The 20,637-nt window shown below is 43.1% G+C and carries 19 protein-coding genes, 1 pseudogene and 1 other annotated feature; of the genes and pseudogenes, 3 read left to right on the plus strand and 17 right to left on the minus strand.

All coding sequences use genetic code 11. The annotated features are described in order from the left end of the window. Window positions 1-58: 58 nt before the first annotated feature. Together EDD68_RS02090 and sigK are read left to right on the plus strand one after the other, a co-directional pair. Entirely contained in the window at window positions 59-1,138 is a 1,080-nt protein-coding gene (locus tag EDD68_RS02090) for an NAD(P)/FAD-dependent oxidoreductase (RefSeq protein WP_132370554.1), read from the plus strand. Window positions 1,139-1,236: 98 nt separating this feature from the next. After that, the gene (sigK, locus tag EDD68_RS02095) at window positions 1,237-1,941 is read left to right on the plus strand and encodes an RNA polymerase sporulation sigma factor SigK (protein WP_132370555.1); all 705 of its coding nucleotides are present in this window, start codon (window positions 1,237-1,239) and stop codon (window positions 1,939-1,941) included. 270 nt (window positions 1,942-2,211) lie between these two features. Here sigK and mtnN read toward each other — a convergent pair whose 3' ends face one another. Both mtnN and EDD68_RS02115 read right to left on the minus strand, forming a co-directional pair. Beyond that, complete coding sequence (mtnN, locus tag EDD68_RS02105; RefSeq protein WP_132370557.1) at window positions 2,212-2,904, minus strand: 5'-methylthioadenosine/S-adenosylhomocysteine nucleosidase; 693 nt, start codon at window positions 2,902-2,904, stop codon at window positions 2,212-2,214. A gap of 116 nt (window positions 2,905-3,020) precedes the next feature. Continuing rightward, window positions 3,021-3,643, minus strand: a pseudogene (locus tag EDD68_RS02115) (YrrS family protein); the annotation flags it as partial. A gap of 209 nt (window positions 3,644-3,852) precedes the next feature. Here EDD68_RS02115 and EDD68_RS02120 point away from each other — a divergent pair. Then, window positions 3,853-4,092 carry a KTSC domain-containing protein gene (locus EDD68_RS02120; RefSeq protein WP_132370560.1) on the plus strand — a complete coding sequence of 80 codons (240 nt, stop codon included), beginning with the start codon at window positions 3,853-3,855 and terminating at the stop codon, window positions 4,090-4,092. Here the strand turns inward: EDD68_RS02120 and EDD68_RS02125 are convergent. The 15 genes from EDD68_RS02125 to EDD68_RS02195 form a co-directional block, all read right to left on the minus strand. Continuing rightward, window positions 4,068-5,798: a peptidoglycan D,D-transpeptidase FtsI family protein gene (locus EDD68_RS02125; RefSeq protein ID WP_165902029.1), complete on the minus strand. Its 1,731-nt coding sequence runs from the start codon at window positions 5,796-5,798 to the stop codon at window positions 4,068-4,070. The genes EDD68_RS02120 and EDD68_RS02125 overlap by 25 nt on opposite strands. 340 nt (window positions 5,799-6,138) lie before the next feature. Continuing rightward, window positions 6,139-6,615 (minus strand): transcription elongation factor GreA, encoded by a 477-nt coding sequence (gene greA, locus EDD68_RS02130; RefSeq protein WP_132370562.1) that lies wholly within the window; start codon window positions 6,613-6,615, stop codon window positions 6,139-6,141. A gap of 138 nt (window positions 6,616-6,753) precedes the next feature. After that, entirely contained in the window at window positions 6,754-7,395 is a 642-nt protein-coding gene (udk, locus tag EDD68_RS02135; protein ID WP_132370563.1) for a uridine kinase, read from the minus strand. Then, entirely contained in the window at window positions 7,392-8,672 is a 1,281-nt protein-coding gene (locus EDD68_RS02140; protein ID WP_132370564.1) for a peptidase U32 family protein, read from the minus strand. The genes udk and EDD68_RS02140 overlap by 4 nt, the downstream gene beginning before the upstream one ends. A gap of 14 nt (window positions 8,673-8,686) precedes the next feature. Further along, window positions 8,687-9,616 (minus strand): peptidase U32 family protein, encoded by a 930-nt coding sequence (locus tag EDD68_RS02145; protein WP_132370565.1) that lies wholly within the window; start codon window positions 9,614-9,616, stop codon window positions 8,687-8,689. A 5-nt stretch (window positions 9,617-9,621) separates the two neighbouring features. Then, on the minus strand, window positions 9,622-10,257 hold the full coding sequence (locus EDD68_RS02150; RefSeq protein ID WP_341540260.1) for an O-methyltransferase: 636 nt from the start codon (window positions 10,255-10,257) through the stop codon (window positions 9,622-9,624). 97 nt (window positions 10,258-10,354) lie between these two features. Beyond that, complete coding sequence (gene mltG / locus EDD68_RS02155; RefSeq protein WP_132370567.1) at window positions 10,355-11,473, minus strand: endolytic transglycosylase MltG; 1,119 nt, start codon at window positions 11,471-11,473, stop codon at window positions 10,355-10,357. 153 nt (window positions 11,474-11,626) lie between these two features. Continuing rightward, on the minus strand, window positions 11,627-11,911 hold the full coding sequence (locus tag EDD68_RS02160; RefSeq protein WP_132370568.1) for a DUF1292 domain-containing protein: 285 nt from the start codon (window positions 11,909-11,911) through the stop codon (window positions 11,627-11,629). A 12-nt stretch (window positions 11,912-11,923) separates the two neighbouring features. Beyond that, window positions 11,924-12,337 carry a Holliday junction resolvase RuvX gene (gene ruvX, locus EDD68_RS02165; RefSeq protein WP_132370569.1) on the minus strand — a complete coding sequence of 138 codons (414 nt, stop codon included), beginning with the start codon at window positions 12,335-12,337 and terminating at the stop codon, window positions 11,924-11,926. Further along, entirely contained in the window at window positions 12,334-12,606 is a 273-nt protein-coding gene (locus tag EDD68_RS02170; RefSeq protein WP_132370570.1) for an IreB family regulatory phosphoprotein, read from the minus strand. The genes ruvX and EDD68_RS02170 overlap by 4 nt, the downstream gene beginning before the upstream one ends. Window positions 12,607-12,708: 102 nt before the next feature. After that, window positions 12,709-15,348, minus strand: coding sequence for an alanine--tRNA ligase (gene alaS / locus EDD68_RS02175; protein ID WP_132370571.1), 2,640 nt, complete (start codon window positions 15,346-15,348; stop codon window positions 12,709-12,711). A 97-nt stretch (window positions 15,349-15,445) separates the two neighbouring features. Beyond that, window positions 15,446-15,655, minus strand: a binding site (T-box leader). Window positions 15,656-15,736: 81 nt separating this feature from the next. Further along, window positions 15,737-16,813 (minus strand): AI-2E family transporter, encoded by a 1,077-nt coding sequence (locus EDD68_RS02180; protein ID WP_132370572.1) that lies wholly within the window; start codon window positions 16,811-16,813, stop codon window positions 15,737-15,739. A gap of 419 nt (window positions 16,814-17,232) precedes the next feature. Next, window positions 17,233-17,418, minus strand: coding sequence for a hypothetical protein (locus EDD68_RS02185; RefSeq protein ID WP_132370573.1), 186 nt, complete (start codon window positions 17,416-17,418; stop codon window positions 17,233-17,235). A gap of 117 nt (window positions 17,419-17,535) precedes the next feature. Continuing rightward, complete coding sequence (gene recD2 / locus EDD68_RS02190; protein ID WP_341540261.1) at window positions 17,536-19,830, minus strand: SF1B family DNA helicase RecD2; 2,295 nt, start codon at window positions 19,828-19,830, stop codon at window positions 17,536-17,538. A gap of 16 nt (window positions 19,831-19,846) precedes the next feature. Further along, entirely contained in the window at window positions 19,847-20,527 is a 681-nt protein-coding gene (locus EDD68_RS02195) for a tetratricopeptide repeat protein (protein ID WP_132370574.1), read from the minus strand. Between the last annotated feature and the right edge of the window lie 110 nt (window positions 20,528-20,637).

Consider the following 20,637-nt stretch of genomic DNA (forward strand, 5'->3'; position numbering starts at 1 on the left):
ATTTATTTCGCATTACTGGACAAACTAATCTGTAAAGACTTACGGAGGTGAAACAACCATGGAAATAGCGATTATAGGTGCAGGGGTTTCAGGCCTTAGCTGCGCCATTAAGCTAAAGCAGCATGGAATTCAGGCCGATGTATTTGAAAAAAGAGCCATCGCGGGAGACCGGTTTGTTACAGCTGAAGTCTTTTTAAACCTGTTAGACTACCCATTTTATGATTCGATCAGATATTTATCCGAAGAACATGATCTTTTGATTAAACCGACATCAAATATTAAAAAAATGTTTATTCATGGCCCGAATGTATCATCCTGTTTAGAAGGACATCTGGGGTATTCGAATTTGCGGGGCAAACATGATGAGGCCCTTGAGAAACAGCTGCAAAGCCAATATGAAGGAAATATTTATTTTGAGAACAAGGTCGACTATCAGGAAATCGCAAAAGAATACTCTCATATTGTTCTGGCGACAGGTGATCCTCTGGATACACAGCAAATTCAAATGTTTGAAGAGGCATTCAGAGCTTCTTTTAAGGGAGGCATTGTTACCGGTGAATTTACTCCAAATGAAGTTCATGCCTGGTTCAATAACGAACTTGCTCCTAAAGGGATGTGCTATCTCATTCCCCATTCCCATTCAGAAGCGAGCCTCGTTCTCGTATACCCGCAGTATAAAGAAAACCAGCATGTAGACAAAGAAGCGTTGTTTCAAAAATTTCATGAGGAAGCCCAGAGAAAATTAAACCAGACGCTGAATCTAGTAAGCCATTTTTCCATTAACGATTATAGGATAGGCATTTCCTCTTACCCTCGTATTGGCAACACCTATTTTGCTGGAAACTGTTTTGGCGCTATTACACCCTTTTTAGGGTTCGGACAATTTACCTCCATTTTAACCGGTATATACAGTGCCATGGACATTATGGGCAAAGGAAATTATGATGAGCTGACAAAACCGCTGTATCAAAACTTCTACGATTCACTGGCTTTGCGAAGGGGGATCGAAAAGCTGGACAATTCCAAATTAGATCTGGTGATGAAAAGCATCCATACGAAAATCTTGGAGACCATGCTGACCAGACGGAAAGTCAATCTCCTTAAAATAGCCAGTAAAGCATTAAAACCGTTTCTGTAATTTTGGAGAAACCTATTCAAGACAGGCACAGTTTGACACCTTCGCACATAAGGTACACATATAGGCTTTCACCTAATGTCAGGGCGGAGGTGTATGTGTTGTTTAGTGTACTCCAATCGATTGCCTATTTTATTAAGGAAGCCTTTTTTTTCGTCTCCTATGTCAAGAACAATGCCTTTCCGCAACCTTTGCCGCCTGAGGAAGAGGCAAAGTACCTAAAAAAAATGCAGGAAGGTGATGAGGCAGCAAGAAACAAGCTAATCGAGCACAACTTAAGGCTGGTAGCCCATATTGTAAAAAAATATGAAAACACAAATGAAGACCAGGAAGATTTAATATCGATTGGGACAATTGGATTGATTAAGGGAATTGAAAGCTATTCTCCCGACCGGGGAACAAAACTGGCTACTTATGCAGCCAGGTGTATTGAAAACGAAATTTTAATGTTTCTCCGTTCCCAGAAAAAATCGAAAAAAGATGTTTCCCTTCAGGACCCGATCGGTCAGGATAAAGAGGGAAATGAAATTTGTTTAATGGATATCCTTAAAGCAGATCATCCGGACATTGTAGAACGTATTCAGACCAGCATGGAAATTGAAAAGATTCATCAATACTTAAACGTCCTGGATGAGCGGGAAAAAGAGGTGATTATTAAACGATATGGCCTACAGTCCGATCGGGAATGCACGCAGAGAGAGATTGCGAAACAGCTGGGGATATCGAGAAGTTATGTTTCCCGAATTGAAAAGCGGGCATTGATGAAAATTCTTCATGCATTTTATAAGCGGGAAAAAGAAAAATAGGTACTTATCCTGTACACCTCACCTATAGATGCATATCTTAATACAAAGTGCAAAAAGTGAGGTGAATGACCTTGTCCTTTGTAGGTTATCCATACTATTTCCCGGCATATGGATATGGAGGATTTGGGTTCGGGTTACTGATTGTCTTACTTGTCCTTTTACTCGTTCTTGGTGGTTTTTATTATTTCACCTGACACTTTCAAAATGGATCTGACATTTCCCGCCCCGTCAAGAGGCGGGAAATATGGTTTGATGTGATGGAGCTTTCACTTAAATATCCTTCAACATTTCCATAATTAACTGAGCGGAATGTTGTGCAGCCTGACTTAAATATTTTTCAAAGGAAATGTGCGATTCTTTTCCTGCAATATCCGACAGAGAACGGACAATCACAAACGGCGTCCCATATTGATAGCAAACCTGGGCAATAGCTGCCGCTTCCATTTCCGCAGCCTGCATGTCTGGAAATTGTTTTCGAATGAACTCAATCCTTCCTTCCTCATTCATAAACGAATCCCCGGTGGCGATTAAACCTTTTACAGCTTGAATACCTTTTATACTTCCTGCCGCTGATATTGCCAGGGAAATAAGTCTTTCATCAGCTTCATAATGAGGCGGCATCCCGGGGACCTGTCCATACGCATAGTTGAATACCGTGACATCGACATCATGGTGCAGGACCCTGTCAGAAATAATGAGATCACCCACTTCCAGTTCCGCTGAAAAACCCCCGGCCGACCCAGTATTAATGACATAATCGGGATGATACCTCTCATGCAATATCGTTGTAGACATGGCAGCATTGACTTTGCCAATCCCTGACTTTAACAGGATTACTGCCTTTCCTTTCAGGGTCCCTTCAAAAAATTGACATCCTCCTTTGGTTATCTCACGCTGAATATCCATTGATTGTTTAAGCAGTTCCACTTCTTCGTCCATTGCTCCAATAATTCCAATTGTCATCATTCTTCCTCGCTTTCACCATTTGATTCAAACCGATATTTTTGATCATTTTCCTTGAGCACTTCTACTTTAACCGGCATCCAACCTTCTTCCGTCACCCATTCCACATAAACCCTATAAATTTGATTCTGGGCGTTATTGGTTACCGTTGCTTTGACTTTTTGTGGACCCCCTCCATTTTCAACCCACCAGGAATCATGTCCCCTTCCTGTAAACCGGTGGCATAACGAATCGCCTTAAGCATTTCCTGCCAGTCCAGGGAATTTTTATCATAAGTCGTAACATGGGGCTCTTCCTGTTCTGTGCCAACAGGTTCCCAGTCTTTAACGATGACTTCCTGTACATTATCATCCGGATGTTCATCCCTCGTCATCTCTTCACCGGATTGATCCTCATCGGACGAATCAGGCCTGTCCAGATCCATCTCATCATCATTTTCTGTTAACTGATTATCCGTTTCGTCTTCAGAGGAGTCTGGAAGTGAATCATTTTGTTCTTCGTTTTCTCCTTGATCGCTCTGGCTTTCACCAGACTGACTTTCCTCTTCTACAACAGGGTCATCTGACTTGCTGGCAGTTTCCGTGTCCTCATCCTCATTAAAGATAAAGAAAGAAATGAGTAAAACTGCGAGAATCCCACTGACCCACAATAGCCGGTTTATATTTTTCGTCTGTTTCCTTCGCTTTTCATAGCGTTCGATTCTGGATTCTTCATCATGGAAAAAATCATCCGGTGACATGGAACTCCTCCCTTTTTTCTTTTTATTATACTATGGGACAGGACAGGAACCAATGTCTAACCATAGCTTTTTCTCCCCGTGAATCCGGCATGCATCTGTCGATTCCATATTTCTTTTGTCTAAACTTTTCTTGTTTTGACATAGTTGAAGGACTACAGCCATAGATATCTAATAAAGTATCCCAGAAAAAAAGAAAATGAGGTGATCCAATGAAGTATACGACATTTGACGCGCAGAAATGGAATCTCACCACCTTTAAAAAGATCGGCTATGACCGGGAAAAAAAGAATTTATATATTTATTTTTATACGGGGAATATCCTTGAGTTCATAAATGTAAACGAAAAAGATGTGTTCCAGCTTGTAATCAGTACGGAAAAAGAAAGATATATCCAGGAAATGAAATCAACGTATGACTTCATCCATCATCCGCGATCATCCCTTGCCTGAAGAAACTTTACCATTTCTTCATAGATCCGGAGCACCTGCGGCTGTTTTTTCTGATTTAGCCCGACTACAACGAGGGCATATTTGGGCTCTTCATAGGGAAAAAAACCGGCCATCCAGTGGTGGGTAAGATCCTCCTTCCCTGTTTCAGCTGTTCCTGTTTTTCCTGCCACCGGGAGACTGTTCAGGGATCTGGCGGTGCCTTTTTCGACAACCGATCGAAGCAGAGAGGTCATTTTCTTCACAGTTTCCCTTTTTAAGCCTCTATCTTTAATCTGTTCCTCAAAGGAGTGCATCGTGGTTCCATTTTTATATACTATTTTTCTGGCTGCAAGTACCTCCTTCTGGATTCCGTGATCGGCAATGGTGGCCATCATATTCGCTACCGCCAGAGGAGTTGCCCGGACTTCCTTTTGCCCAATAGCCGTTTGATGGATTGCCTTTTCCGCCAGCCGGTCATATGGATCTCCCCATATGTTTCCCGTTTGTTCTGCCGGGAAATGTTGAAAATGTTTAATCCTGAACAGATCCCCTGTCCAGCCTGCAGGTCCAAGTATGCCAAGTCTTTCCGCGTATTGATCAAGGATTTTCTCATCTTCCTTCATCAGTTCCTCTGCTAATTCCGCAAATGTGCGGTTACAGCTAAAGGTGAAGCTCTCTTCAAAGTTCAATTTCCCCAGCTTGCGTTCTGAATCCCCATCGCCGTAAACATTTTGGTCGCAATTGAATGTCCGTTCAAATACATCATCCATATTCTCGATTGCCGCTGCAGCTACGACTGTTTTAAAAACGGAGCCAGGAAAGTGGGCTATAAGAGCCTGATTTTTGATACTCCCATCCTGATAAGGATGATGTTCGTTGATCTGAGGGCGGCTGACCATCACAAGTACTTCTCTTGATTTTACATCCAGTAAAACGAGTGCCCCATTTCCAATCGAATAATCATCCATTAACTGTTCAGCTTTTTTTTGTAGGGTTAAATCCAGAGTGGATTGCACATTGACCGGAAAAAAAGAATCTGATTGTCGGGCGTATCGATAATTGTAGCCGAACAAAGGAGTCCCTCTGGCATCGACATGAAACAAAACTTTTTCATCGCCCTTTGAAAGCAAAAAGGAGTCAAAAGCACGCTGAAGCCCTGAAATGCCTACTTTTTTCTCTTCGCTTTCTGAACGGTTACTTCCATAACGTTTCTGATAAAGGTCCGGATTTTCCCGGACAAGACCGACAAAATGTTTTCCAACCAGCGGGTCTCTGGAATTTTTGATTTCAACAGGGACGAAAAAGGGGATATTTACCTGACGGAGAGCCTGAAACTGTTCTTTATCCATATCCACCTGAATTTTTTCTGATAAAAAATATGGTTTTTTAGTCGATTCAGATAGAAACGCTAACTTTTCCGGAGAAATATTGATGATCCGGGCAATCTTTTCTACAGACCACGTATAGCTATCTGAAAAAGGAAATACAATGACGTCGTATGTTTTGCGATTTGTAATTGGCTCCCCATGACGGTCTAGAATCGTACCCCTCCCCGAAAAAAGCTGAAGTTCATATGCCCGCTGTTTTACACTCTCTTCGAGCAAATTCACCCGGTTCGGTCCAAATGAAGTCACCGAAAACAACTGGATATCCCCTAAACGGTACAAAAGAACCCCAAAAAGTAACGTTAGTGCAATTGTTAATATATAAACACGTCTTACTTTCATGATCTTCTCACCCATTATCCATTTTCGCCGTTCTCATGTTTTTTAAACAATCCAACAGGGAAATGAGCAATTCGTATGCTTTTACCCCTGAACGGGTGAGAAGCCTTTCATGCAGCAAGAGCATGTTTGAATCTGAACCGGCATGATTTAAACAAGAAAAAAAAAGCGCCCCCGCCCCCTTAGCCTCGAGCCGCCGAAGACTATACAGAAGCTGTCCGTGTCACCGGGTGGCCGAAGCGGCTCAATAGGAAGAACGCTGAAGCTGGGTCAATACAAGTGGTCCTCATCCCTAAACAAAAAACTCGTATGACATTCCGGAATGCCATACGAGCATAACTTCTTATTCCACTTTTAGGATTTTTACATTCATTTCTCCACCAGGGGTATCCACTGTGACTTCTTCACCCACTGATCGTCCAAGAAGGCTTTTGGCCATCGGTGAATCATTGGATATTTTCCCTTCAAACGGATCAGCTTCAGCGCTTCCGACGATCGTATACGTTTCTTCTTCTCCATCCGGCAGCTCCTGGAAGGTAACGGATTTTCCAAGCTGTACCACACCCTGATTTTCCGAATCATTTTCAATGATTACTGCATTACGAATCATTTTTTCAATTTGAGCAATTCGTGATTCAACAAAAGCCTGTTCGTCCTTTGCTGCATCGTATTCGGAGTTTTCGGAGAGATCTCCAAAGCCTCTTGCAATCTTTATGCGTTCCACCACTTCCGGACGTTTTTCTGTTTTTAAATAATGCAGTTCTTTTTCTAATTTTTCTTTCCCTTCCTGGGTCATAAAATATTCTTTTTCCTGAGCCATTATGGCAACACTCTCCTTCACAACCAATTGTCCGCGTTTCTGAGCATGACCGTATATGGATATATAATGATCAGATCATGATTCTATAACTACTATCCATTACTATGGCAGATTTTTTCAATGATTTCAATACCCTTTTTAGCTCATGGCAGTCGACCGTTCAGCCAGAATACTTTTGATTTTTGTTGTCATCAGGTCAATAGCGACGTGATTTTCTCCGCCCTCAGGAATAATGATGTCAGCATACCGTTTCGTCGGTTCTACAAACTGAAGATGCATCGGTCTGACTACATGAATGTATTGCTGAATAACCGACTCCAGACTCCGTCCCCTTTCTTTGATGTCCCTCATGATTCTCCGGGTAATTCGAATATCCGCATCTGTATCCACAAACACTTTAATATCCATTAAGTTGCGCAATCGCTCATCTTCTAATACAAGAATTCCCTCAAGAATAATGACATCTTTCGGTTCCACATAGATCACTTCATCTGAACGGGTATGGAGCTGATAATCATATACCGGTTTTTCAACCGGTTCCCGGTTTAACAGTTTCTTCAAGTGTTCAATCAGCAAATCATTGTCAAAAGCAAGGGGGTGGTCGTAATTAGTTGTTAGACGTTCCTCAAAGGGCAAATGACTTTGATCTTTGTAATAAAAATCCTGCTCTATCATTAATATCGACTGATCCCCGAAATTTTTACAGATCGAACGGGTTACAGAAGTTTTCCCTGAACCCGTACCTCCTGCTACCCCAATGACAACTGGCCTGTCTTTCATTGCCACTTGAGCTCCTTTCGCATCATGTTGTAAGGAAAGACTTGCTGGTCCACTTTCATTTTGACAATCTGAAGGGGATGCCGGGCAGCATCTATTTCATTGCCGCTATCATCCCAGATCGTTCCTGCTGTCTGGGAAAATCCTTGAATATCGGGACCGAAAAATTCGATTTTGTCACCCGGCTTAAAATGATTCCGCTGCTGTATGGTTGCGATCCCGGTTTGTGTGTCATAATCCAGAACAAGCCCTGCAAAGACATAATTGGTTTTTTTGCTGTGATTGCCATACATTTGTTCCTGATAGCCTGGAGTCCCTTCATAGAAGGCAGGGGCGGTATCACGGTTTGCGCATTTGTCAAGTTCATCAATCCATTCTTTTTTCACTTCAAAGTGATCCGGATCTTCGCAATAAGCATCAATGACTTTACGATAAACACTGACCACCGTCGCCACATAGTGAATGGACTTCATCCGTCCTTCAATTTTTAGACAATCAATGCCGATGTCAATCATTTTCGGGATGGATAAAATCAGGTTTAAATCTTTCGGACTCATGGCAAATGGCGCATCCTGTTCCGAAAACATCGGGATGTCAGGATAATTTGCATCATCAGTCTGTTTCATCAAATCATAATCCCAGCGGCAAGACTGGCAGCAGCCACCCCTGTTGGAATCACGGGCAGTCATGTGATTGCTGAGCACACAGCGGCCGGAGTAGGAAATACACATGGCACCATGAATAAAAGATTCAATTTCCACATCAACATGTTCTTTTATCTGCTTGATTTCTTCATGGCTCGTCTCCCGTGCCAGTACGACACGATCAAGTCCCTCTTCTTTCCAGAACTGGACCGCTTTCCAGTTGGTGACCGACTGCTGGGTACTCAGGTGAACTTCCAGTCTGGGGGCAACCCGCTTGCATGTCTCAATAATCAGAGGATCAGCCACAATAATACCGGTAACTCCAGCATCTTCAATGGCCTGCAGATATTCTTCTAGTCCATCCATGTTTTCATTATGGGCATAAATGTTGGTGGTGACATAAATCTTTGCCCCGTACTGACGGGCAAACTCCACTCCTTCTCTCATCTCTTCGATGGAGAAATTATCTGCATTGGACCGGAGCCCAAATTCCTGGCCTCCAATATATACAGCATCCGCACCATAACGTACCGCAATCTTCAATTTTTCTAAATTACCGGCCGGAGCTAACAGTTCAGGTTTTTTAACGATGACTCTTTTTCCGTCTTTGACCGTTGAGATATTTTCAATAGCCATACGGAATCCCTCCTTTAGTAGACCGTTTCTTTAAAGAAAAACCCGGTGTCCAGCTTTCGGTTTTTGGGCTGAATCGCTTCGATTTCCGCATATAAATTATCTTTGATGTTAAAATATTCATCAGGGTTTTCTGTGTATACATCAATCGCCTTGCGATACAGTGAAACCACCTTCTCATTATAATCGGGGGATTTTAAAATCCCCTCGATTTTAACGGAATCGATTTCGGCATCGAGCAGTTCATCCAGTTCATCAATCATACAAATGTCATTCGGACTCATAATATGGGTTCCATTTACATCTTCAAAAATCGGATATCGGTTGTCCCTCTCCGGATCATATAAGTACAGGGCTTCTTCTTTGCCATGTCGTTCTATTTTCAAATTTTTCCCCTGATATCGATAATAGTTTCCGATGAGCATCCTTTTGGACTGGAACATACTGGTCATGCCATGGATTTGAACCTCGATTTCCACTTCTGCATGTTCCTTTGTTTCCAGTACAGCGTCTAAGTTGATTTCCCTTGCCAGAACAGCCCGCTTTGCACCTTTTCGTCCCCAGTAATTGCACGTATACCAGTTCGTTGCTGTTGTTTCTGTGTTCCAGTGAAGCTTCATATTCGGAGCCACTTCCTTTACCGTCATTAGCACAGCAGGATCTCCAAATACAATGGCATCCGCTTCTACTAGCTGTAAAAATGCAATATAATCAGCCAGATCCTCGACCCGGTCATTATGATAAAGGGCATTCATCGCGACATACACCTTTTTATTTTTGGCATGAGCAATTTTGATCGACTCTTTTACATCTTCCCGTTTAAATTCTCCTGCCAGCCTTAAGCCAAAATGTTCTTCCCCAACTAAAAAGGCATCAGCCCCGGCCTCTGACAGGCGCTCTATGTCATCAACACTGGAAGGTGTCACTAACAGTTCAGGTTTCTTCATCTCAATCACCTCTTTACGGATATTGCAACTCCATCCCCAACCGGCACAATGGTTGTAAAAAATTCAGGAAGACTTACAAGCCACTCATTGTAGTGGCGAATCTTTTCCCCGATTTTCTCAAGGCGTTTATTTCCTTCCGCCTCCCCTGACACATATCCCTTAAATAATACATTGTCAGAGACAATGGTTCCAGAGGAGGAAAGATAGTTCGAATACATGTCAAAAAACTGCTGATATTGACCCTTTGCGGCATCTATAAAAATTAAATCAAAGGGAGCAAACTTTGCCACCGTCCCTTCAACCTCCACAGCATCGCCAACGATCAGATCGATTCGATCGGCAAGTTGGGCCAGTTTTATGTTTTCTATGGCTTCTTGAGCTCTGTTCTCGTCCCGTTCAATGGTTACCACATGGGCGTTGTCATAACTCCGGGCCATTCGAATGGCCGAATAGCCGATCGCTGTCCCAATTTCCAGAATACGGTCAGGCTTTTGGATCCGGATGATCTGCAAGAGGAGTTCAATTCCGATCGGATCCATGATGGGTACAAAATTTTCGTTTGCATATCTTTCCAGCTTTTGAATGAATGGGTCCTTCGGCTGGATGGTGCTTAATAAATAACGGGTTAATGATTCATTCATATTCATCACTCCCATACATTCATTGTACCCTTGCAACCTTTTTATTTTAACATAAAAAAAGCAAGGAATGCGATTGACAAACCGCATTCCCTGAAATTTAATTCCGATATTTTTCCTTTAAGCGCAAATGTTCCTCATAGGTTTCCGCATAGTAAATGTCACCTTCATAGGAGGCCACAAAATATAGATAATCGGTTTCCTCAGGTTGGGCTATCGCCTGCAGGGAATTTTCGGCAAAGTTTGAAATCGGACCGATCGGAATCCCTGCATATTTATAAGTATTATATGGAGAGTCTACCTCAAGATCTTCATACAATACCCGATCCTTATGTTCGCCAAGGGCATACAGGACAGTCGGGTCGGTCTGCAGAGGCATATTCTGGTCCAGACGATTATAAAAGACACCTGCTATGATTTGACGATCCTCAAAATTACGGGCTTCATTTTCGACAAGGGAAGCCATTGTAACCGCCTCGTGAACGGTTAGTCCAAGCTGGTCGATTTCATCGAGATAAGGGATGACGACCTCTTCGGTTTTGGAAAGCATCCTTTCAACAACTTCTTCAACCGACGGGTTTTCCTCATAAAAATCATAGGTTGCAGCAAATAAATAGCCTTCAAGTGGTGTGCGAATTTGTGGATCCAGCACAACATCGCTTAAAATGGTCGGGTATCGGTCGATTAACTGTCCAATATAGTCTGGATCATTTACCTTGTCCAGGAATTCTTCTTTTGTAAAACTCGTATGATTGGCATAAATATTGGCGATCTCTTCAATTGTTTTCCCCTCAGGGATCGTTACCGTTAAAACCGCTTCTTTCATCACTTTACCCGTTTTTAATGATGATACGATCTCATCAAGGGTCATGGACGGTGAAAATGTATAATTTCCGGCCTGAAACCCGGATTCGTTTTTAAATTTCACATAATACTTGAATATCGTACCGTTTTTAATAATTCCGTTTTCCTCAAGAATTTCCCCGATCGTGGAAACCGATGAACCTAATGGAATTTCAATCTCCTTTTGAGCCTCACTATCGGAATCTTTTGGTTCAAGGGCTGATTTCACATATAGATAGCCTGTCGTTCCACCCGCTATCATTAAAATGATTAATACCGATATTACGGCTACAACAATTCGCCTGACCATCCTGGCCTCCTGATACCGCTCCAAGTCCTTTTCTGTATAATCAACGTCTTTATCTGACGGAGACATAATCTTTCCCCCTTTCATCCGCTTTATTATACAATAAAATACAATATTTTTTCTATGCCTGAACAAAAATAGGATTGTCAGCATTGCGGTTTATCAGGGGAAAACGACAAACAAAGGGTGCTCCGGACTTACGGAAGCACCCTTTGTTCGCCGTTATTGATCTTCTTCAGCTGTAAATGTGTTTAGCATCTCTTCGACCATATCCCATTCTTCGTCTGTTTCTAACTGGTAGAGAGCGAGATCATCCTGATTATCATCATCCTCTTCATACCGGAAGGCAAATACTTCCACTTCATCTGCCTCAGCCTGTTCAGCGGGAACCACCACCATATATGAGTTCCCGGTTTCATCCACATCAAAAGTAAACAAAACTTCAAACAGATGTTCCTCGCCACTTTCGTCGGGTATAATAATACGCTCTTTTTCTTCTAAAGACATTCCACATCCTCCTTAGCTTTTGGCATCTAAATAGCTTTGCAAAATGATGACGGCTGCCATTTTATCGATAACTTTTTTTCTCTTGGCCCGGCTCATATCCGCGGAAAGCAACACCCGTTCAGCTGCCATCGTGGTCAGCCGCTCATCCCACAATTCAACTTTGATATTAAATGTGTCCTGGAGCTTTGCGGCAAACTGCTGGCAGGCTGTCCCTCGCTCCCCAATGGTTCCATTCATATTTTTCGGAAGACCGACCACAATTTTTTCGATCTGATACTCATGGATGAGGTTTTTTAGCTCATCCTCCACAGTTTTAAACATTCCATCCCATTTAATGGTTTTAATACCCTGGGCAGTCCAGCCGAATGCATCGCTTACAGCTACACCTATGGTTTTTTCCCCGACATCTAGTCCTAATATTTTCATTCTCTTGCCTCTTTATTCTCCGTTAAATAAAATTTTACAAGTTCCTCGATCAGCTCGTCCCTCTCCAATTTGCGAATTAAGTTGCGTGCACCGTTGTGACGAGGAATGTAAGCCGGGTCTCCGGAGAGCAGATATCCAACTATTTGATTAATCGGGTTATACCCTTTGTCCTGAAGCGCCTGATGTACTGTCAATAATATTTCTTTTACGTTATGTTTGTAAGGTTCCTCAGAAAAATTAAACTTCATTGTTCGATCATTAGCGCTCATTGAAACACCCTTTCTAAAAGGACAGTCCCGTTATACAGGCCTTCCAGGGATTCATATCCTCTGAGGCCTTTTGCTTTATTGTTATTATAACCTTTTCTTGCATCAAGTGGAAACGGTTTGAACATATTCTTTAACAAATTTTAATGCCTCTGGCAGCTGATCTGGATTTTTCCCTCCGGCCTGAGCCATGTCCGGACGGCCTCCTCCGCCACCGCCGCATCGGCTGGCAGCTTCTTGAATTAACTTTCCTGCGTGGAATCCCCGCTCAATTAAATCTTTTGAGATTCCTGCGGCCAGTTGTACTTTTCCGTTGTTCACAGCTCCAAGAAGGATAATTCCTGAACCCAGCTTCTGTTTTAAATCGTCCACCATATTCCTCAAAGCGTTCATATCAGAAACATCGACTCTTGTGGAAAGGACTTTGACTCCTGCGATTTCTTCTGCCTCTTCAACAATATTTCCGGCCTCTAGACTGGAAATTTTAGAGCGCAACGATTCATTTTCCCGCTCCAACTGTTTCATATCATCAAAAACGGAATCAATCCTCTCCGGAATATGTTGCTTTCTTGTTTTTAATTTTTCGGCTGCCCGATCAAGAATGGATTCGCGTTCGAATATCCACTGGTAGACAGCTTTTCCGGTAATAGCCTCAATTCTCCGGGTACCGGCGCCTATGCCCGATTCGGATACGATTTTAAATATACCGATTTCTGAAGTGTTTTGAACGTGACATCCGCCGCATAATTCGATGCTGTAATCATCCACAAAAACGACCCGGACTTGATCGCCATATTTTTCATCAAACAGGGCCATGGCACCCTTTTTCTTTGCCTCGTTCAATGACATATGCCTGACTTGAACATCGATCCGATCCCAGATTTTTTCATTGACAATCTGTTCAATTCTGGCAAGTTCCTCATCGGTTACCGCACCGAAGTGGGTAAAGTCAAACCGGAGGCGATCCGGAGCTACAAGGGACCCTGCCTGGTTAACATGTTCACCGAGCACATCCTTTAATGCCCGATGAAGAAGATGGGTAGCCGTATGGTTTTTCACAATATGGTTGCGGGAATCATGGTTCACTGTTGCCTGAACCCGGTCCCCTTTTCGAACAGTACCTGCTTCCACAGTGGCCCTGTGCATATGCTGGCCGTTCGGTGCTTTTTGTACGTCTTCCACTTTCAGGACGGCCTGACCCGTTTTGATCTCTCCCTTATCCGCAATTTGTCCTCCGCTTTCGGCATAGAATGGTGTTCTGTCGAGGAAAACATAAACCTCTTCACCTTCAGAAGCTTCACTGGCAAAATCTTTGTCTTTTACCATTTCCACGATAGCTGCTTCCGCTTCTAATTGATCATATCCCACAAACTCACTTTTTACGGTGATGTCACGAAGTACTCCTTCCTGTACCTGCATGGAGTCGACCTTTTGTCTTGCCTTGCGGGCACGTTCCCTCTGGTTGGCCATCTCCTTTTCAAAGCCTTCTTCATCAAGGGTAAAGCCGGCTTCTTCCACGTATTCTTCTGTCAGTTCCTTTGGAAAACCATAGGTATCATACAGGCGGAAGACTTCATCTCCCGGAAACACATTGCTTCCCTTCTTTTTTTCCCGATCAAGCACGTCTTTTAAAATCGTCAGTCCTTCATTTAAGGTTTCGTGGAAGCGTTCTTCTTCAGTCTGAATAACTGAGGAAATAAACTCCTGTTTATCCTTTACTTCCGGATAGAACCCTTTCATGATTTCGCCGACATCTTCCACAAGCTTATACATGAAAGGTTGATCAATGCCGATCTTCTTGGCATAGCGGACCGCCCTCCTTAACAGGCGTCTTAACACATAGCCTCTTCCTTCATTCGAAGGAAGCGCTCCATCACCAATGGCAAAGGCAACGGTCCGGATATGGTCGGCAATGACTTTGAAGGCCACATCCTTTTCTGAAACCTTTCCGTATTCCTGACCTGAAATTTTTTCCGTATGGCGAATGATTGGCATAAATAAGTCAGTTTCAAAGTTGGTCGGTACGTCCTGAATGACGGATACCATCCGCTCTAAACCCATCCCTGTATCAATATTCTTTTTCGGAAGCGGAGTATAGGTGTCATCCGGGTTATGGTTGAACTGGGAAAACACCAGATTCCAGATCTCCAGATACCGTTCGTTTTCACCGCCCGGATATAGTTCCGGATCATTCGGGTCATTGCCGTATTTTTCTCCACGATCATAGAAAATTTCCGTATTCGGTCCACTCGGTCCTTCGCCGATATCCCAGAAATTCTCTTCCAGGCGAATGATCCTTTCTTCCGGAAGCCCGATTTTATCCTTCCAGATGTTATATGCTTCATGATCCTCGGGATGAACGGTAACGGATAACCGATCGGGGTCAAAACCGATCCACTCAGGGCTGGTTAAAAATTCCCATGCCCACTCAATGGCTTCTTCTTTAAAATAGTCCCCAATGGAAAAGTTGCCCAGCATCTCAAAAAACGTATGGTGGCGGGCTGTTTTCCCTACATTTTCAATATCATTGGTGCGGATGGATTTCTGAGCATTACAGATTCTCGGGTTTTCCGGCACCACACGTCCATCAAAATATTTTTTCAGGGTTGCAACCCCGCTGTTAATCCATAACAGGCTCGGATCATCCTTTGGAACTAATGATGCACTTGGTTCCACACTGTGTCCCTTTTCTTTGAAGAAATCGAGAAACATCTGACGTACCTGTTGTGAGGTTAAATGTTTCATGAAATCATCCTCCTCTTTGATTTTCCGTGAACATACTGATCAACATCGCCTTAACATTTCCAGTGCCTGGAAAATAAAAAACCCCCGTCCTGCACATGGCAGGGACGGGAGAATTCCGCGGTACCACCCTGATTATGGATACGAACCATCCATCACCTCTAAAAGCTGTAACGGCGCTTAACCGGCGGGGATTAACCGCACTCCAGACTAGCGTTCCATGGCCCTTCATCTGGAATTTCTCTCAGCCTGTGGAAATTCCTCTCTTATAGATGGACTGCCATGTACTCGGGTCCTTCAGCGTGTTCAACCTGATCAATCGTGCGAAACATCTTTTTATGCGGTTATTATAGAAAACATCCATTCCCTTGTCAATCAAAACTGCAAAGATTTATGTTTTTTTCCATCCCGCTTTCAGTCTTTTCATCACCGGAGTTTGTTCTGCAAACACTTTCAGAACAGTAAGAACTGGAACAGCAAAGATGAGGCCAACAATCCCAAACCATTCTCCACCTATCAGGAGGGCGATAATAATAATGACGGGATGGATATGCAATGATCTCCCCACAATGTATGGGGACAGTAAATTTCCCTCAATGATTTGCACCACAAACACAACCCCGATGACCATCAATGCTTTTTTTACCGAAATGGTTACAGCAACAATAACAGCCGGAATGGCACCGAGAATCGGGCCAAAATAAGGAATGATGTTGGTTAAGCCCATGAACAGCCCAAGAAGCAGCGGGTATTTCATCTGAATCAGCCACAGAAGCAAGATGGATAACAGGGCAACAAATAAACAGACGAGCAGTTGCCCCCGCAAATATCCTCCTAAATTTTTATCGATTTTTTTGATATGTTGATTAAAGCTTTTTCTTTTTTCCTCCGGCAGGGCATTTAAAACAGCCTGCTTTAACCGAGCAAAATCCTTCAGCATATAAAAAACTAAAATAGGAATGACAGCAGCGATAATCAGTACATCTGTGATTCCTGTGAGGGAATAAGCCAGTTGTGTTAAAGCATCAATGCTCATCGTTTCAAGTTCCTGGAAAGCTTCATCCATTTGATCATGAACTTCCTCCGGCAAATTCGAAGTATTGATATAAAGCTGAAAAATCCACTTCTGATAGGTGTCCATTAATTCAGGTAAGTTTTTTGTCAATTCCCTTAGCTGTTGTACAAATAGCGGGTAGGCTTGATATATCCCATAGCCAGCCCCTGCAAAAATGAGGAAAAAAATACTTAAAATTGATAGCCATCCTGGTATGTATTTTGAAAGCCATTCCACAATAGGATGCAGCAAATAGGCGAATAGTGCAGCAATCATAAAAGGAATTAGAATTTTAAACATAAACCGGGCAACTGTTGAAATCAGCGGGAACGTTTTTTCCAGCAAAAATAATAAGAGGGAAACGAGCAGGGCTACTGCAAGCCAGTATAAAAGGGATTTTTCGCGGCGATCCATATTTGTCCTCCTAGTAAGAAAAACATAGGCTTCATCATAGTTGTCTCCAAACCGCAAGTGATTTGCCCGAGCCTTTATGCAGGGAGGAACCGAAAGTTTCATCAGTCACAGGAAAAATGGTACCGGATTTCAAAAAGTTTATGACGAAAATCCATGCCTCCACATCCGCCATTATGTCGGAAAAACCCTTGCTTTGATCGGCAAGGGTTTTTCGGAAGCTTTCAAGTCTAAAAGTGGCGGTCAAAAGTATAACCCACGCCCGTCCAGGGTCTCCGGTAATTTTTTCTCAGCAGGTTTCTTAATTTTTTTAAGTTTTTCCGTGATCTCACGGAGCCCTTTGCCTGTGTAAAATGGCGGGGGTTAGAATCAATGGCTGGAACTGATTCGATCAACGTATCACCACCCGATTCTTTAAGAATTCATTGGGCGGTCCGTTCATCCTCGCTGAACAGGTCATCCAGTGAGGATAGGGTGCCATCTTCCTCTACTTCATGAACGTGAATGGTTCCGTTCTGAATGGTCAGTTCGATGAAGCAATTCCAGCAATAATATTGTTGATGACCGATTTTGCCGAGATTGGTTCCATGACAGTTTGGACAATGCATAACGGGCAACTCCTTCTGAAAAATTCTAAAGCTAGTATTTCCAGAGAGTTGCCCGCTTATACTGCATCCGCCCAATGTTCTGTTCAAGAGCTCCTGAACATTCTTAGTCTGTCTCATCTACATAAAATCATAAGGTGAAAGTTCTTCCTGATCTTCCTCATTCTTATCAAACATTTCTTTCATTCGTGTTTGTAATGTTGTATTTCTCTGTCTGTCATTTTCTCTCATAACCCCTGACAAAAATTCCTCCCTGTCCCCACAAATGATCAGTGATTGCTGGCATCTCGTCACGGCCGTGTACAACAGATTTTTCCTTAACATTTTCCGATATTCCTTTAATACCGGCATGATCACAATAGGAAACTCGCTGCCCTGGGATTTGTGAATGGATATACAATAAGCATGTTTAAGCTGGATCAATTCCTGCCTTGTATACACCACTTCACGCCCGTCATACAGCACCACAATCTGTTCCGTTTTTTCTTCCGTTTCATTTTGTTTTAAAATAGCCGTGATTTCTCCTATGTCCCCGTTGAAAACCCCTTTTTCAGGCTGATTGACGAGCTGAATGACTTTATCTCCTGTTCTATATACTTTATCATCCAAAAAGATTTCCCGCTTTTGAGCACTTTTTGGGTTAAGCATCGCCTGCAGGGTTTGATTTAATTGATCAATACCGGTATTCGTTTTGTACATGGGAGCCAGAACTTGAATGTCTTTCGGGTGATAGCCCCGATCTATCGCGCGCTGAACTAGCTCCTCAATAAGTGAACCCATCTGGTCATCCCGGCATGGGATAAAAACAAAATCATCCCCCTGCTCTAACGATCTTGGTGTACAAGAGTCATTTTTAATATCATGCGCGAGCTGGATAATCCGTGATCCTTCTTTTTGCCGGTAAACCTCTTTCAGGCGGGAGATCTTTATCATTCCGGACTCTAAAAGATCAGTCAACACCTGTCCCGGCCCGACTGAAGGCAACTGATCTTCATCCCCCACAATAATCACTTGCATTTGGTCAGGGATTGCCTTTAACAGTTGATTGGCAAGCCAGATATCCACCATGGAAAATTCATCAATAATAATCATTTTGCCAGAAAGTTTTTGATATGGACCGAACTCAAATTCATCTTCTCCCGACCACCCCAGCAACCGATGGATGGTCTGTGCCTTTAGTCCGGTTGCTTCGGCCATTCGTTTGGCTGCCCTTCCCGTAGGCGCCGCCAGCAAAAACTCTTTTTTCCGTGCTTCCTGGTCGATGTTGTTTAGGAGACAATAGGCATCAATGATTCCTTTAATGACCGTTGTTTTTCCTGTCCCAGGTCCACCGGTCAGGATCATTACCTTTGCATGAAGAGCTTCTTTTATGGCTTCATATTGTTCTTCTCCATAACTTAACCCTTCTTGTTCTTCGATTTGCCCAATCACTTTTAGTATTTCTGCTTCCTGGAAAGTTGTTTCCGGACTGTTCCCGGAAATCCGTTTGATCTGTGACGCAACCCCCTCCTCTGCAAAATAAAGAGAAGGCATGTAAACCCGGCTTTCTTCAATCACCAGGAAATTTTCTTCGGAAAGTTCTGTAATAATCTGACTGATTTCATCAAAACGAATGGATTCCTCCCGCTCATTTAAGAGCAGCTGCAACTCCTGTCTGAGTTGTTCCAGGGGCGCATAAACATGTCCGTCCTGGGCCCATTTATGTAACACATATAGACAGCCGGCCCGGATCCGCATCGGATGATTCCGTGGAAGGTTCAGCATGCTTCCGATTTCATCAGCCCGCCTGAAGCCAAACCCTTCAATATCAAACACAAACTGATAAGGGTCTTCTTCCAGCTTTTGTACGGTTTCTTCATGGTATAAACGATACATCTTCTGAGCCAGCTTTAGGCCGATTCCATATTTTGAAAGGTTGACGACAGTCTGTTCAAATCCTTGATTTTCTCGCAAAGCCTGAACAAAGGACTGAATTTTTTTATCTGGAAATCCCGGAATTTGATCGAGCACAGACGGATCCGACAAAATCCGTTCAATGGCGTTTTCCCCCAGGTGGTTGACGATTTTTTCCGCCGTCCTTTTTCCGATCCCCTGAAAAAGATCGCTGGATAAAAAACGAATGAGGCTGTCCTTTGTCTTCGGCAGCTCCTTTTTATATGTAAATACGTCGTATTGTATGCCGAACCTTGGATGGATACGCAGTTGCCCAAAGAAAGTAAATCGATCCCCCGGTTCTAACGGACGAAAATAGCCTTTAACCACGATTTCCTTTTCCTCCAGCTTTTCCGTCGTCTCAATGACCCGAATTAAGGCAATGGAAAAACTCTCGGACGGATTGTGGTAGATCATCCGAATACATTCACCCAAAATATAATTTCTATTTTGTTCCTGAATACCCGCATGTTCCATTGCCATCTGAGCTGCCCCTTTATCATCTGTTATCTTTCTTATCCTCTTCTTTCAACATTTCCTCAACTTTTCCCTTCCCGTGGCCAGCTAAAATATGATCAGGCTGAATTTCTAGCGCCCGTTCAAAATGAGCAAGGGCTTTTTGGGGATCATCATGGTAAAGACAGACAACACCGAGGTTATAATGGGCATCACTATGATCCTCTTTCAATTCCAGTACCTTCTTAAAAACATCGTGAGCCAGATCCACCTGACCAATCTGTGCCAGTGCAAGACCGTACTGAAAACGAGCATCTACATCTTCCGGTTCAAGCTCAGCTGCCCGCTGGAGGTAAGGCAGGGCTAATTTCGGCTGTTCCTGACGATACAGGCACATACCAATCATAAAAAATACATCTCCCGACTGGAGACCCTTTTGATGCGCCGTTTCAAAGAATCCCTGCGCCTTTGAAAACATTCCCTTTTCATAAAAAACACTTCCAAGCCCATAATAAGCGGTTGCTGCAGTTTCATCGAGTTTTACTGCTTTCTCAAAAAATCGCTCTGCACGATCAAATTCGTTCATTTTAAGCAATAGATTCCCAAAGTTAATATAAGCTAAAGGCTCTTCTGGATGTTTGTCAATCGCTTCGGTTAAATATTTAGCTGCCTCATCCAATTTTTGTTCCTTCATTGCCTGAATTCCTTTTTGGAGTAAATTCATGTGGTGACCTCCCTGTTTCCACTCAGGTCCAGTTAGGACTACAGGCGCCCATTTCAACCGAAATCAATCTGCAATGCTCAAATGGGCATCGGGCGCCTGATATTCTTTGT

Origin of the sequence: Melghiribacillus thermohalophilus, from assembly GCF_004342905.1 — a bacterium.
Lineage (GTDB): Bacteria > Bacillota > Bacilli > Bacillales > Alkalibacillaceae > Melghiribacillus > Melghiribacillus thermohalophilus.

What these genes read in the sequence shown, in the direction of transcription:
- EDD68_RS02090 (WP_132370554.1), top strand. Translation starts at nt 59, where the DNA reads ATGGAAATAGCGATTATAGGTGCAGGGGTTTCAGGCCTTAGCTGCGCC.
- mtnN (WP_132370557.1), bottom strand. Translation starts at nt 2,904, where the DNA reads ATGACAATTGGAATTATTGGAGCAATGGACGAAGAAGTGGAACTGCTT.
- EDD68_RS02120 (WP_132370560.1), top strand. Translation starts at nt 3,853, where the DNA reads ATGAAGTATACGACATTTGACGCGCAGAAATGGAATCTCACCACCTTT.
- EDD68_RS02125 (WP_165902029.1), bottom strand. Translation starts at nt 5,798, where the DNA reads ATGAAAGTAAGACGTGTTTATATATTAACAATTGCACTAACGTTACTT.
- greA (WP_132370562.1), bottom strand. Translation starts at nt 6,615, where the DNA reads ATGGCTCAGGAAAAAGAATATTTTATGACCCAGGAAGGGAAAGAAAAA.
- udk (WP_132370563.1), bottom strand. Translation starts at nt 7,395, where the DNA reads ATGAAAGACAGGCCAGTTGTCATTGGGGTAGCAGGAGGTACGGGTTCA.
- EDD68_RS02140 (WP_132370564.1), bottom strand. Translation starts at nt 8,672, where the DNA reads ATGGCTATTGAAAATATCTCAACGGTCAAAGACGGAAAAAGAGTCATC.
- EDD68_RS02145 (WP_132370565.1), bottom strand. Translation starts at nt 9,616, where the DNA reads ATGAAGAAACCTGAACTGTTAGTGACACCTTCCAGTGTTGATGACATA.
- EDD68_RS02150 (WP_341540260.1), bottom strand. Translation starts at nt 10,257, where the DNA reads ATGAATGAATCATTAACCCGTTATTTATTAAGCACCATCCAGCCGAAG.
- mltG (WP_132370567.1), bottom strand. Translation starts at nt 11,473, where the DNA reads ATGTCTCCGTCAGATAAAGACGTTGATTATACAGAAAAGGACTTGGAG.
- EDD68_RS02160 (WP_132370568.1), bottom strand. Translation starts at nt 11,911, where the DNA reads ATGTCTTTAGAAGAAAAAGAGCGTATTATTATACCCGACGAAAGTGGC.
- ruvX (WP_132370569.1), bottom strand. Translation starts at nt 12,337, where the DNA reads ATGAAAATATTAGGACTAGATGTCGGGGAAAAAACCATAGGTGTAGCT.
- EDD68_RS02170 (WP_132370570.1), bottom strand. Translation starts at nt 12,606, where the DNA reads ATGAGCGCTAATGATCGAACAATGAAGTTTAATTTTTCTGAGGAACCT.
- alaS (WP_132370571.1), bottom strand. Translation starts at nt 15,348, where the DNA reads ATGAAACATTTAACCTCACAACAGGTACGTCAGATGTTTCTCGATTTC.
- EDD68_RS02180 (WP_132370572.1), bottom strand. Translation starts at nt 16,813, where the DNA reads ATGGATCGCCGCGAAAAATCCCTTTTATACTGGCTTGCAGTAGCCCTG.
- EDD68_RS02185 (WP_132370573.1), bottom strand. Translation starts at nt 17,418, where the DNA reads ATGCATTGTCCAAACTGTCATGGAACCAATCTCGGCAAAATCGGTCAT.
- recD2 (WP_341540261.1), bottom strand. Translation starts at nt 19,830, where the DNA reads ATGGCAATGGAACATGCGGGTATTCAGGAACAAAATAGAAATTATATT.
- EDD68_RS02195 (WP_132370574.1), bottom strand. Translation starts at nt 20,527, where the DNA reads ATGAATTTACTCCAAAAAGGAATTCAGGCAATGAAGGAACAAAAATTG.